The following is a 12,658-nucleotide window of genomic DNA, read 5'->3' on the forward strand; positions in this document are numbered from 1 at the left end:
CGCGCGTGTTTAAAAAATCATTTCGGGCCCTTCCACTCCCCTTCCAGCAGCGAGACCACGGCGGTGTCCGTGAAGCCCTCGGGCCCGGCGCAGTTCTCCCGCAGGACAGCCTCGTGCTGGAAGCCAGCACGGGTGAGCACGCGCATCGACGCGGTGTTGCGCGGGTCCAGGTGGGCCTCGATGCGGTGGAGCCCCATCCGCGCGAAGCCGAAGTGCAGGAGCGCGGGCATCAGCTCCTTCATCACGCCCTGGCCCCACAGGGGCATGCCCAGCACGTAGCCCACCTCCGCGCGCCGGTCGCGCGAGCTCCAGTTGAACAGCGCCACGCTGCCCAGCGGGACGTCCTCGCCTCGCGCGCACAGCAACCAGCGGAAGCCCTCTCCGCGGATCGAGCCCTCCAGGTCCCGCGTCAGCTTCTCGCGCATCCGCTGCACGCCCGACGCGCCGGGGAGGAGGTAGCGCGCCACCTCCGGGTGGTCGTAGATGGCGGCGAGCAGCTCGGCGTCCTCCAGCCGGGGCTGCCGCATGCGAAACCGTTCGGTCTCGAATTCGGGGTACGTGGTGATGGGAGGCGTCAGCATGGCGCCGACTCTACCGTGCCGGGGCGACACGGTGCCGCGCGAGTGCCTCCTGCCTCAAGGCGAGCGCAGCACGTCACAGCGCGCGGAGGCCCTGCGTGCGAGGTCCTCCGCCACGGAGCGCAGCAGGGTGCCGGTGAGCGTGGAGCGGTCGGGCTCCGTCCCCGTGGAGGCGCCCTGGGTGAGCCAGGTCGCCACGCGCCCGAGGCTCGCCGCCGTCACCACCTGCAACCGCACCTCCACCTGCACGACGAAGCGCTCGCCCGGCTCCGGGCGGTCGTCCAGCGTCCAGGCCACGCGCTCCAGCTCCAGCGTGGCCACCCCGTCCACCAGGGGCCGCCCATCCAGCAGGTAACCCGCGCGCGTGAAGGCGAGCACCTGCGTGACCTGGGCGCCATCCATGCGCGCGTCGAACCAGAGGGCGCGGCGGCGCAAGAGCGTGAGCTCCACCTCCAGCTTCCCCGCCATGCCCAGCCGCACCAACCGGTCCAGCTCCGGCGACACGAAGGCGCGCGCCTCCGGCCGCACCACCACGCGCCGGCCGGAGAGCGAGGCGGTGCAGGTGGCGCGGGCCTCGTCCGCCCGGGCCGCGGACGGCAGCAGCCCCACCGACGCCGTGAGCGTCGCCAGGAGCCGCCACCGTCCACGTGTGCCGTACCGTGCCATGCCTCAGAAGGTCCGGACGAAGAGCAGGCGCGCCTCGGGCGTGGCCCGCGCCTTCTCATCCGTGCGCCAGGCCGCATCCACCCGCACCGCGTCGGTGAAGTGGAAGCTGGCGCCCACGCCCAGCCGCGGATCCGTCCAGTCGGAGGCGATGTGCACCGAGCCCAGGTCCGCGAAGACGCCGAAGGCCTGCCAGCGGTACTCCGCGCTGCCGAGCACCGACGCGTCGCCTCCGCGGAAGTCCTTGAAGCCGAAGCCCCGCAGCGCGCTCCAGCCGCCCAGCGCCTCCTGCTTCTGCAGGGGCAGGTCCTCACCGCCCGCGACACGCAGACGCACGCTCAGCCCCGAGTGCCAGCTGACGGGCAGGTCCAGCACCGCGTCACCCACGAGCTTCCAGAAGCGCGTGTCCACGCCCACCTGCTGGCCCACCTCCAGCGTGACGAGTCCGCGCAGCTCGGGCTCCCGCGTCCGGTCCCCTTCGCGGGGGAAGAGGGACGTCTCCGGCGTGCGGAAGAGCGAACCCACGGGCGACCCCGGCTTCGCCTTGCTGTCGTACTCCGCGCGCAGCACCACGGAGTGGAAGCGCCCGTCGCTCACCGGCGCGTTGGGGAAGGGCGGCGAGTCCCGGCGGAAGAGGCTGAGCGGCGGGGTGAAGGCCTGGAGCGATTCGTAGGTGTCGCCGTGGAACTCCGCGCCCGCGAGCCACGACCGCGCCGGGCGCCAGGTGGCGAACGCCGCGAAGCCCTTGCGGCGGAAGTAGTCCCGGTCCGGCCGGTTGATGAGGAACGAGTAGACATAGGAGTCGATGTCGCCCAGCCGCCAGCGGTCGAACGTGTCGGTGAAGTCGTGCACCTGCGCGCCCACCTCCGCGAGCCCCAGCGCGGGCACGTGCAGCTTCGCGCCGCCCAGCAGGCTGACGCGGCGCTGGCGCTTCGTCCCCTCCGGATCATCCGGCAGCCGCTGGCCTCCCAGCCGCAGCGGGACGAAGAAGGCCGCGTCCAGTGTCGCGTGCACCCGGTCCTTCGGATCCCAGATGCGCAGCTCGGCCGCGAGTCCCGGCGCGAAGCCCGTCACCTGCGTGTGCACGGGCAGCAGCTCCATGGACAGGTCCGGCCGACGCGCCCGCACGTGCACCACCAGCCGGCGTCCCTCCAGCGTGATGCCCTCCCCCCGCTCGTCATGCCACGAGAACAGCCGGCGCCAACGCGACTCGGGCTCCTTCTCGTCGTGGCCGTGGCGACGGGACGCGCGCCGCTCCTGCTCCTGCGTGCGGTAGCGCCGCGCGCCGGTGGCCTCGCGCTCCTCGACCACCTTCACGCTCCGGCGCTCCTCGTTCAGCCCCTCACCATCCACCGTCCGGAGGAAGCGCAGCCGCGACTCCAGGCGCTCCACGGCACGGCGGGCGTCGCTGCGGAGGAAGACGTCGCCCGGCGACAGGCCCATGGCCTCGCGCACCCGGTCGGCCATCTTGGGCTCCACGCCCGGCACGTCCACGGCCTCCAGCCGGCCCTCGTCCACCTTCACCACCAACGCGCCCTCCTGGGACAGCGTGGCGGACACCGTCGCCAGCAGGTAGCCGTCGTCGTCCCGCAGGTCCTTCAGCGTGCGCTCCAGCGCGGCGTCCAGCCCGCCCTGCACGATGCCGGGACGGAACTGTCCGCGCTCCATGCGCGCGATCCACTCGCGAGGCGGGTGCAGCGGAGGGCACGGGTTGTCGACGGACAGTGTCGCGCGGCGCCCGTGGAGGCGCATCGTGGCGACGAACTCCTCCACGTCTTCAGAGTCGACATCGTCATCGTCGTCGTGCCCGTCCTCGAAGGATCCGGGCGGGCGCGGGAAGAGGGACTCCAGCCACTCCCGGGGAGGAAGGTCCTGGAGCCCCTGCACCTCCACCGAGGTGACGGTGGGGTGCTCCACCAGCGTCACCTCCAGCACCGTGGGGCCCTGCTCGCTGACGCGCAGGCGGGGCGCCACCTGGGCGAAGAGGCCCGTGCGCGCCAACCGGCGCAGCAGCGTCTGCAGCTCTTCAGGGGACTGCGTCAGCGGGGCTCCGGCGGCGGGGGCCCTCACGAGCGTTCGCACCTGCGCATCCGTCAGGTGCTGGAGCCCCACGAGTTCGAGGCTCGTCGGCGCCAGCCCCTTGCCGTTGACATCCAGTTGGAGCGGCGCGAGGACCGACGGGGTGGAGGAGTCGTCGTCGTCGAAGGCGTCGGGGCACTCGTCGCGCTCCGCGGCGTCCTCATCGTCCGAGTCCTTGTCGTCGTCCGAGTCCTTGTCGTCGGCCGGATCATTGTCGTCATCCGGGTCCTCGTCCGGCTCCTCCTCGTCCTCGGACGACCTGGGCTGGGACCGCGTCGCGTTCCCGGTGGGAGCAGTGAGCGTGCCGGCATCCAACGCGGGTTGCGCGAAGGCGGCGAGCGAGAGGAAGCAGAGGCAGAGCACGATGCGATTCATGCGGGGTGCCAGGAGCATGCGCCGTTCCAGGGGGAGGGCTCCGGCAAGTGCCTGGAAGGACAGGGAGCCGCCGTGCGAGTCGATGTCATGGACACATCCGGATGTCACCCCGGGATGTGCCCGTGACATCGCCCGTGTCGCGGGGGCGTGTCATGGGGTGACGGGGAGGCCCAGGGCCTTGATGCGTCGGTAGAGGTTCCCCCGGTCCACCTGGAGGAGGCGCGCGGCCCCGGCGATGCTCTCCCCTTCCCGGAGCGCGGCGCGGATCAGGTCCCGCTCGAAGTCCTCCACGTGCTCGCGGTAGCTCTTGTCACCGAACGTGGCGCGGGGCGCGGCCGGGGTGCCCGCCGGAGCCGTCACCGCGTCCGGGCGGAGCTCCAGCGGGCCGTCACCCCGCAGCAGGTTCAGCCGCTCGATGACATTGCGCAGCTCGCGGACGTTGCCGGGCCACGGGTACGCGCGCAGCGCTGCCTCGGCGCCGGGGGCCAGCACGAGCGTCGTCCGGGGGCCGGCGAACTCCGCGGCGAAGACGCGCGCCAGGGGAAGCAAGTCTTCGGGGCGCTCGCGCAGTGGAGGGATGTGCAGTGGCAGCACGTTGAGGCGGAAGAAGAGGTCCTGCCGGAAGCGCCCTTCCTTCACCGCGCGGGTGAGGTCCTGGTGCGTGGCCGCGAGGATGCGCACGTCCACCGTCACCGGCAACGTGCCGCCCAGGCGCTCCACCTGACGGGTCTCCAGGACGCGCAGGAGCTTCGCCTGGAGCTCCAGCGGCATGTCGCCCAGCTCATCGAGCAAGAGCGTGCCGCCCTGCGCCTGCTCCACCCGGCCCGTGCGCCGCGCCACCGCGCCGGAGAAGGCGCCGCGCTCGTGCCCGAACAGCTCGCTCTCCAGCAGCGTCGCCGGGATGGCCGCGCAGTTGACCGCCACCAGCCGGCCCTTGCGCCCGGAGGCCTTGTGCAGCGCCTGCGCCACGCGCTCCTTGCCGGTGCCCGTCTCGCCAGTGATCAACACCGCCGTGTCGCTGGGGCCCACGCGCGCGATGAGCTGGCGCAGCGCCTCCATGGCCGGGCTGTCCCCCACCAGGTGCCCCGGGCGGGCCAGCTCGTCCAGCAGCCGCTCCCGCTCCTCCCGCAGCGAGCCCAGCGCCAGCGCGTTGCGCAGCGCCGTGATCAGCCGCTCGGCGGAAGGGGGCTTCTCCACGAAGTCCGTGGCGCCCAGCTTCAGCGCCTGCACCGCCTCCGCGGGAGAGGCCTCGCCGGAGAGGACCACCACGGGCACGGGCAGCGGCTTCGGCAGGCGCGCGAGCAGCTCCAGCCCCGTCTCGCCCGGCATGCGCAGGTCCAGCAGCATCAGCGCGGGCGGCGCGTCCGGCGCTTCGAGCAGGCGCGTCGCCTCCGCCGTGGAGCGGGCCTCCACCGTGGTGAAGCCTTCGTCGCCCAGGAGCCCGCGCAGGGCCCGGAGGACGCCGGGATCATCGTCGACGAGGAGGATGCGGGGGCCTGGCTTCATGACGTCACCTGGGAGGTGGGAGGCACGCGCGGCAGCGCCACCAGCGCCCGCGTCCCACCGCTCGCGCCCGGCTCCAGCCGCAGGGTGCCGCCGTGCTCGTGGACGATCTTCTGGGCGATGGGCAGGCCCAGTCCACTGCCGCCGGGCTTGGTGCTGAACAGCCCCCGCGTGAGCACCGCGCCCTCCAGCACCTCCGGTACGCCGCGCCCTCCGTCGTTCACCGTGACGTGCACGGCGCCGTCGTCCTCCGACAGCAGGGCCACGCGCACGGGCGGCGTGTCCGGCCCGGAGGCCTCGGCGGCGTTCTTCACCAGGTTGCCGAACAGGCGGCGCAGCCCGTCCGGATCCGCGCGCAGCTGGACCTCCGGCCCGGGCTCCAGCTCCACCGGCACCGGCGACGTGCCCGCGTACAGCGCGCACACCTCCGCCAGCAGGGCGCGCAGCCCCACGTCCTGGAAGCGCGGGGCCGGCAGGCGCGCGAAGGTGGAGAAGCTCTGCGTCATGCGCATGAGCAGGTCCACCTCCTCCTGGAGGAGGGCCACCGCGTCGGCGAGGCGCGTCGGATCCGGGGGGGCGCTGTCATCCTGGCGGGACAGACGCGCGAGCGAGAGCTTCATTGCGGTGAGAGGGTTCTTCAGCTCGTGGGCGAGCGCGCGGGCCACGTCCTGCCACGCCGCGATCTGCTCGGCCGCCTTGAGGCGCTCGCGCTGCCCCAGCAGCTCCTGGCCCATGCGGTTGAACTGCCCCAGCAGGAACTGGAGCTCGTCGCGCGGCGGCTCGGGCACGGCCAGCCGGACGGACAGGTCCCCGCGCGAGTAGGCCCACATGCCGTCGATGAGGGTCCCCACGGGGCGCATGAGGACGCGGCCGAGCAGCAGCGCGGCCACGGCCAGCACGACGCCGGACACCAGCCCCAGCACGGCGATGAAGGCGGGCACGCGGCGCACCAGGGCCCGCCGCGCCAGCTCCGCCTGCGCGAGGTTCAACCGCGCATCGTCCAGCGCGTCCTGCGATAGTCCTCGCCGCTCCAGATCGGCGGACACCCCGTCAAGCACGGCCTCCACCGGGGCGATGGACACGGAGAGCACGCGCTCCAGCACGCCCTGGGCCAGCGCGCCGAGCAGCACCAGCGGAATGAGGCCCGTGAGCAGCATCACCGCCAGCAGGCGCCGCCGGAAGCGGGGCGGTGGCGGCGGTGGACCCATCGACGGAGCGCGGCGCATGATGCGCCGTTCATACCGCAGGCACCTGCAAAGTTCTTGCGACCGTCCTCGCGGGACAACTACATACGTCGCGCGATCCTGAACAACGAGGGGGTTTCACATGTATCGAAAGAACGTTCTACGCGGCCTGCTCGCGCTGGGCCTGCTGACGGCGCTGGGCGCCCAGGCCGAGACGCTGTTCGCCCAGGCCAACTTCCTGCTCAACAAGCGCCAGCTCTCCGCGGTGAACTACCGCGGCAAGGGCACGCTGCTGCCGGTCGGCACGAAGGTGGAGGTGATCGATCGCGACGACGACGAGATCACCTGCCGCGTGCTCGACGCCTCCCAGACCGAGTTCCGCGTCGTGACCCACCGCAGCCTGGGCAAGCCGCTGGCGGTGCTGTTCTCCGGCTTCTTCGCCACCACGGATCCCGCGGTGCGCATCGCCGCGCTCTCGCCGGAAGATCAGAAGCAGGTCAAGTCGGGGGAGCTGGCCAAGGGCATGTCCCGCGACGCGGTGTTGCTGACCATCGGGCCGCCGCCGCCGCACCGGACCCCGTCGCTCCAGGGCAACCGCTGGACCTACTGGAGCTCCAAGCTCTCCACCTTCGAGGTCGTGTTCGACGGCGACGGCAAGGTCGTGTCCTTCGGCGATGAGCCCCCCGTGGCCGCGCCCGCCCCTGCCCCGGCGGCGAAGGTCCTCTACTACGCGACCGCGAACTTCCACTTCGAGGACGGCACCCTGTCCTGGGTGAACTACCTCAAGGGCCCCATCCTCCCGGTCAACACGCAGGTGGAGGTGGTGGACAAGGGCTCCTCCAAGGTGAAGTTCAAGGTCGTGGACTCCGGGACGGAGTTCTCCTTCGAGAATGACTCCCGCTCGGGCTGGGACACCTGGAAGCTGTTCCAGGCCGCGTTCGCCGCCGAGGACCAGAGCGCGAAGCTCGCCGCGCTGTCGCCGGAGGACCGCAAGAAGGTCGAGGCCTCGGAAGTGGAGCCCGGCATGTCGCGCGAGGCCGTGCGCATGGCGTGGGGTCCCCCGCCTCCGCATGAGACGCCGTCCTTCGCCTCCAGCACCTGGACGTACTGGAAGGGCAAGACGACCAAGGTGAAGGTGAAGTTCGACAAGAACGACAAGGTCGCTTCCATCGAATAGCGCCAAGGGGGACGCCGGGCTCCACGCCGCCCCCAGGCTTCCGACCGTCCGCAGGGCAGGCGGCCATTCGCTGGCCGCCACCCCACGGCTGCCATCCCACGCGGGAAGACCGCACCTTGCGACAGGAGGTGACGGCGCCATGGCGGACAACCCCATCGAGAAGCAGCACCAGCACGAGCGGGAGCAGGAGCGGGAGCGGCTGCGCGCGGAGGAGCAGAAGGACCTGGAGGTGGAGGCCCACCGTGGGGCCCGGCCCCTGGAAGGCTTCGCCGGGGGGCACACCACCTGGACCGGCTCGCAGGACGACGAGGCCGCCGCCCGCGTGCATGCCGGTGACGCGGGTGCGTCATGGGAGGCCAGTGAGCGTCAGGCCCGGCTGGAGCCCGAGCCCCTCTCCGACGAGGACGAAGGCGAGGACAGCGAGGCCCGCGTCCCGGAGAGACGCTGACGCTTCCTCACGCGACGCGGCGGGCCCGACAAGTCCTCTGATTCAAGCGACATGGCAGGCGTCTGGAATGCGGCATGCCTTCTGCAACCCGGGGAAGGCCGCCGCTGGACCCACGAAGTCCCCACCGCCCGAGTTCGCCCATGTCCTCCAATTACAAGAAGTTCTTCGCTGGCTCCAGCCATGTCCCGAAGGGCATCTCGCTCGGCTATCCCGTGCCCGGCCCTCAGGGAGCCAGCGCGGATCAGATCGCCGGTGCGGCCTTCTTCGCCGCGCCGAGCGACTGGGGCGACATCCAGGCGTCGGCGTATGACTTCATCGTGATTGGCACCGGGCCCACCGGCGTGGCCTTCATCGAGCAGACGCTGAAGCACAATCCCAACGCCCGCATCCTGGTGCTGGAGCGCGGCGGCTTCTGGCTGCCGGTGCACTACCAGATGCTGCCCATGGCCTTCCAGGCGGCGACGGGCTCGCCTCCCACCACCTACCCGTGGACCCGCACGACGCGGATGGCGACCACGGAGCTGGAGTTCTTCCAGGCCGGCTACATCCCGGTGGTGGGCGGCCGGTCCACCTACTGGAGCGCCTGGTGCCCGGCCCCCACCCCGGACCTGCTGCGCGACTGGCCGCAGGAGCTGATCGACGTCACGCTCCAGCCGGGCTTCTGGGACCGCGCCCGGTCCTTCCTGCACGTCACGACGAGCGACCGCATCAAGGACGGCGTCTACGGCAACCTGCAACACCAGCTCGACGTGAACCTCCGGGAGAACTTCAAGCGCGCCGTGCCTTCGGCGGAGAGCGCCTTCCCCGCGCCCATCGCCGTGGGCAATCCCGCGTGGAAGGGCGTGAAGTTCTACAAGTACTCCACCGTCGGCACGCTGCTGGACTTGCAGCAGGCCCAGAAGGCGCTGGCGGCCCAGGGCAAGGGCCAGCCCCTCACCATCGTCGACCACTGCGTCGTCGACCGCCTGCTGCATGACGGCCACGGCACCGTCACCGCGCTGGAGACGAGCCGCGGCCCGCTGGCGGTCAGCTCCGCGAAGGTCGTCCTGGCGATGGGGACCATCCCGCCCGCCACCCTGCTGATGAACTCCTTCAAGGGGGCGCTGCCGAACATCGGCAAGCGTTACACCGGCCATTTCATGTCTCACATCACGGCGCGCGTGAAGCGGTCCGCCTTCGTGGACCTGTCGGCGCTGGAGATTGGCGCCGCCTACCTGGACGGCAAGGCCGGCAATGGCTTGCAGTACCACGTGCAGGCCAGCGCCTTCGCCTCCGCGAACCCGGAGGGCGACGAGAGCACCATCGCCCACGAGGCGCCGGACGCGGCGGCCGTCGCGTCGATGGCGCAGCTCAAGGGCTCCGAGGACTACGTCGTCTTCGTCTGCGCGACCCTGGGCGAGGTGAGCGAGACGAACACCCACAACTGGATCCGCCTCAACGGCGGCACGGACCCGTCCACCAACATCTCGCTGCAACTGCAGCCGGGGCCGCTGGACCATGAGCTGTGGGACGTGCTCGACGAGGCGACGTACCAGACGATCGGAGTGCTGGCCGGCCGCACGGGCGACCCGTGCGCGGAGCTCGAGTACTGGGTCGACGACGAGAGCGGCAGCGGCGGCTTCTGGCAGAAGGAGCGGCCGGGCAAGAAGCAGATCCGTCTGAACATCATCGTGCACGAGGCCTCGCCCCTGTGGATGGGCAAGGACGCGGCGACCTCCGTGGTCGGGCTCGACTACCGCCCGCATGGGGTGCACAACGTCTACGTGACGGGTGGGGCGCTCTTCCCCACCTCCGGTTCGTGGAACCCCACGCTGACCATGTGCGGACTGGCGCAGGACCTGGCAGACCGGCTCCGTGGGTGACAGGTGATTCACTTCCGCACATCTTGACGGAGCGTGAAGAACGGCCGTCTGATTATTGAATGCTCAATCAGACCGCCGAGTACCAGTCCTGTATCCAGAGTTCCGAGAAGGTGTCCTGGAGGCTGGATGAACTGCTCCCCAAGGACACCGTCCTCGACTTCAGCCGCCGGTTCCTCTCGGATGCGCTGACGGGGACGTCGGCCTTCAGCTTCTTGAGCACGGACGAGAAGCTGATGCTCAATCAGATCCGCTCCAACAGCTATGCGCACCTGTTCCTCTTCCTGGAGGAGTACGCCGTGGCCCTGGCGGCGCAGCGCGCCGGCCTGGAGCTGCACGGCAACGCGACGCACATGCGCGCGCTGCTGCGCTTCACCGAGGAGGAGCTGAAGCACCAGCAGCTCTTCGCGCGCTTCACCAGCACGTTCGCCCGCGGGTTCAAGGTCGCCCCGGCCCTGCTCGACAACCAGGTCGCGGTGGCCAAGGCCATCATGACGAAGTCGAACCTGGGCGTGCTCATCTTCAACCTGCACATGGAGCTGATGACACAGCAGCACTACCTGGAGACCGTCCGCGGCAACCAGGACGAGGTGCTGGACCCGCTGTTCTGCAACCTGCTCAAGCACCACTGGCTGGAGGAGTCGCAGCACACGCGGCTGGACTTCCTGGAGGCCCAGAAGATCCTCGACCAGGAGCCCGACTCGCTGGGCGCGGCGATGACGGAGTACGGCGAGCTGCTCCAGGCGCTGCGGGGCACCCTCAACGCGCAGCTCCAGCTGGACCTGCAGACCTTCGAGAAGGCCGTGGGGCGCACGTTCACGGACGCTGAACGCAAGGAACTCGCCGAGTCCCAGGAGCGCTCGTACGTCTGGGGCTTCATCGGGATGGGGATGAAGACCCCCCTCTTCCTGTCACGCCTGCGCGCGCTCTCCCCCGTCGCCGAGCAGCGCGTCCTGGAGCTCGCGCCCACGTACTACTGCAACTAGGCAGGCAGGGCCCCGGCACGGCGGGGCAGGCGCGGGCCGCAATCCCAGACACATGGACGGACCGGGGCGCGGGTGTGGCGCACGGCGGGGGCTCCGTACCTTGGAGCCGCTGCCGACCCGTTTCCGAGGAAGAGAATCCATGCGCCTGCCGCCGTGCCTTGCCCTGTGGGCGTGTCTGGTCATCGCTCAGGGGTGCCGCACGCATCCCACGGCACCTCCCGAGGCAACACCGACGGGGCCGACCGCGACGGCCCGGCCGCTCGCCCTGGCGACGCCGGAGGCCATCGAGTTCGAGTTCGGACGTCCCAAAGCCACCGCCTGCAACTGCTTCTCCCCCAACCCCTCCGCGACGGATGGATGGGTGTGTGCCACGCCGCACTTTGGCGCGTACCTGCTCGCCCTGACGTGGGCGCCGAACTTCTGCCCGGGCCATCCGGACAAGGGACAGTGCGAGCAGCTCGACGGGAGCTTCGCCGCGACGCACCTCACCATTCACGGGCTGTGGCCCCAGTTCAATGACGCCGAGGCGCAGCAGCAGAAGTGCGAGTACCCGGCCTTCTGCGGCGGGCTCTGTGAATGCCGGAGCAGCGCCGCGCCCGCGCGGTGCTTCCCCGACCCCGCCACGATTCCAGAAGACATGGGCAAATACGGCCCCGGGTACGTCACGGACAACTTCTTCCTCGCGAACCACGAGTGGCCCAAACACGGAAGCTGCACGGGGATGGATTCCAGGACCTACTTCACCAGCAGCATCGAGGCCCTGAAGTCGCTCCCGGGCGAGGAGGGGACACCCGCGGTCCTGCGCGACAACATCGGCAAGGGGGTGGCGCTAGAGGAGCTGATCTCGGCGTTCGACGCGAGAGGCAGCATCGCCTTCCGCTGTGACGAGCGTTGCAACCTCGCGGAGGTGGGCGCCTGCTTCGGCGTGGGTGCCCAGGGCAAACCGACGACGCGCATCCCCTGTCCACAGAACGTGATGACCAGCAGCACCAACAGCTGCGTGGGAGATCCCCAGCGGCCCCGGTGTCCCACCGTGAAGATCCAGGCCGTGGGTCCTGGTGGCGGGGGCGGAGGTGGACCGGGTCCCACGTGTGGACAGCCGGGCCAGGGCCCCGCCTGTACGAGCGATGACACCTGCAGGACCCAGGGCTTCGTCCGCTGCGCGAAGTCAGGCTGTTGCACCACGGTGCCGAAGCCCTGACACCCAGGGCAGCGCTCGCTGGAAGAGACTGTGTCACCAGGGGCCCCACCCGCCGTGTGGGAGTCCCCGCTATGCTGTCCGTCCATGATCTGTCCAGCCTGTGCGGAACTTCGCGCCACCGATTCAGGGGCCACGTGCCCGGAGTGTGGCGCCACGCTCGTGCCCGCCACGGGACAGCACCTCGATGCCTTCGCGCAAACGCTGGTGCGACGTCGCATCGAGCGCTGGCGCTTCGACGGGTTGCTGGACCGCGCCACGGCGGACCGGCTGGAGGCGTCACTCCACTCGGAGCCAGCAGCCGAAGCGCCCGCGCTGGAGTCCTTCGCCGTCCCGGTGGCCGCGAGCGTGGCGGTCTCCGCCGTCGACCCCGCGGCGCGCGTGGAGGCCTGGGCGGAGGGCGTCGCCGCGTCGCTTCGTCGCGCGGGAGGGTGGCGTCCGGGTTGGGGAGCGAAGCTCGCGCGGTCGATGGATGAGACCGCGAAGGCGGAGCGGGCGCAGGCGGAGCAGCGGCGCGCGAAGGCACGGGAGGGCATCCGAGAAGACGACGACGCCCACGAGGATGACCTGCGCTCGGCGATGGGTTCGGGAGGGGCGCTGTTCACGCG

Annotated in this window: 11 protein-coding genes; 6 read left to right on the plus strand and 5 right to left on the minus strand. The window is 70.9% G+C overall.

What is annotated here, in order from left to right; all coding sequences use genetic code 11:
* Positions 1-17 precede the first annotated feature (17 nt).
* The 5 genes from D7V97_RS04600 to D7V97_RS04620 form a co-directional block, all read right to left on the minus strand.
* Complete coding sequence (locus tag D7V97_RS04600) at positions 18-581, minus strand: GNAT family N-acetyltransferase (protein WP_120609361.1); 564 nt, start codon at positions 579-581, stop codon at positions 18-20.
* A gap of 54 nt (positions 582-635) precedes the next feature.
* The gene (locus tag D7V97_RS04605; RefSeq protein WP_120609362.1) at positions 636-1,244 is read right to left on the minus strand and encodes a hypothetical protein; all 609 of its coding nucleotides are present in this window, start codon (positions 1,242-1,244) and stop codon (positions 636-638) included.
* Between the two features lie 3 nt (positions 1,245-1,247).
* Positions 1,248-3,713 carry an outer membrane protein assembly factor gene (locus tag D7V97_RS04610; protein WP_233582507.1) on the minus strand — a complete coding sequence of 822 codons (2,466 nt, stop codon included), beginning with the start codon at positions 3,711-3,713 and terminating at the stop codon, positions 1,248-1,250.
* Positions 3,714-3,845: 132 nt separating this feature from the next.
* The gene (locus D7V97_RS04615; protein ID WP_120609363.1) at positions 3,846-5,201 is read right to left on the minus strand and encodes a sigma-54 dependent transcriptional regulator; all 1,356 of its coding nucleotides are present in this window, start codon (positions 5,199-5,201) and stop codon (positions 3,846-3,848) included.
* A complete protein-coding gene (locus D7V97_RS04620; RefSeq protein WP_233582508.1) occupies positions 5,198-6,424 on the minus strand; it encodes an ATP-binding protein in 1,227 nt (408 codons plus the stop codon). The genes D7V97_RS04615 and D7V97_RS04620 overlap by 4 nt, the downstream gene beginning before the upstream one ends.
* Before the next feature lie 100 nt (positions 6,425-6,524).
* On the opposite strand from D7V97_RS04620, the gene D7V97_RS04625 reads away from it, so the two are divergent.
* From D7V97_RS04625 to D7V97_RS04650, 6 genes are all read left to right on the plus strand, one after another.
* Positions 6,525-7,559 carry an outer membrane protein assembly factor BamE gene (locus D7V97_RS04625; RefSeq protein WP_120609365.1) on the plus strand — a complete coding sequence of 345 codons (1,035 nt, stop codon included), beginning with the start codon at positions 6,525-6,527 and terminating at the stop codon, positions 7,557-7,559.
* 139 nt (positions 7,560-7,698) lie between these two features.
* Entirely contained in the window at positions 7,699-8,007 is a 309-nt protein-coding gene (locus tag D7V97_RS04630) for a hypothetical protein (RefSeq protein WP_120609366.1), read from the plus strand.
* 140 nt (positions 8,008-8,147) lie between these two features.
* Positions 8,148-9,869, plus strand: coding sequence for a GMC oxidoreductase (locus tag D7V97_RS04635; RefSeq protein ID WP_120609367.1), 1,722 nt, complete (start codon positions 8,148-8,150; stop codon positions 9,867-9,869).
* Positions 9,870-9,928: 59 nt separating this feature from the next.
* Positions 9,929-10,852, plus strand: coding sequence for a hypothetical protein (locus D7V97_RS04640; RefSeq protein WP_120609368.1), 924 nt, complete (start codon positions 9,929-9,931; stop codon positions 10,850-10,852).
* A 139-nt stretch (positions 10,853-10,991) separates the two neighbouring features.
* Positions 10,992-12,053, plus strand: coding sequence for a hypothetical protein (locus D7V97_RS04645; RefSeq protein WP_158623270.1), 1,062 nt, complete (start codon positions 10,992-10,994; stop codon positions 12,051-12,053).
* A gap of 159 nt (positions 12,054-12,212) precedes the next feature.
* Positions 12,213-12,658, plus strand: a 446-nt coding sequence (locus D7V97_RS04650; protein WP_199728704.1) for a hypothetical protein, incomplete at its 3' end; no start/stop codon positions are given.

It is taken from the genome of Corallococcus sp. CA053C (assembly GCF_003611675.1).
Classification (GTDB): domain Bacteria; phylum Myxococcota; class Myxococcia; order Myxococcales; family Myxococcaceae; genus Corallococcus.

Coding starts and splice junctions, on each gene's coding strand:
- D7V97_RS04620 (WP_233582508.1), bottom strand. CDS start 6,424: ATGCGCCGCGCTCCGTCGATGGGTCCACCGCCGCCACCGCCCCGCTTC.
- D7V97_RS04610 (WP_233582507.1), bottom strand. CDS start 3,713: ATGCTCCTGGCACCCCGCATGAATCGCATCGTGCTCTGCCTCTGCTTC.
- D7V97_RS04625 (WP_120609365.1), top strand. CDS start 6,525: ATGTATCGAAAGAACGTTCTACGCGGCCTGCTCGCGCTGGGCCTGCTG.
- D7V97_RS04635 (WP_120609367.1), top strand. CDS start 8,148: ATGTCCTCCAATTACAAGAAGTTCTTCGCTGGCTCCAGCCATGTCCCG.
- D7V97_RS04615 (WP_120609363.1), bottom strand. CDS start 5,201: ATGAAGCCAGGCCCCCGCATCCTCCTCGTCGACGATGATCCCGGCGTC.
- D7V97_RS04600 (WP_120609361.1), bottom strand. CDS start 581: ATGCTGACGCCTCCCATCACCACGTACCCCGAATTCGAGACCGAACGG.
- D7V97_RS04605 (WP_120609362.1), bottom strand. CDS start 1,244: ATGGCACGGTACGGCACACGTGGACGGTGGCGGCTCCTGGCGACGCTC.
- D7V97_RS04640 (WP_120609368.1), top strand. CDS start 9,929: ATGCTCAATCAGACCGCCGAGTACCAGTCCTGTATCCAGAGTTCCGAG.
- D7V97_RS04645 (WP_158623270.1), top strand. CDS start 10,992: ATGCGCCTGCCGCCGTGCCTTGCCCTGTGGGCGTGTCTGGTCATCGCT.
- D7V97_RS04630 (WP_120609366.1), top strand. CDS start 7,699: ATGGCGGACAACCCCATCGAGAAGCAGCACCAGCACGAGCGGGAGCAG.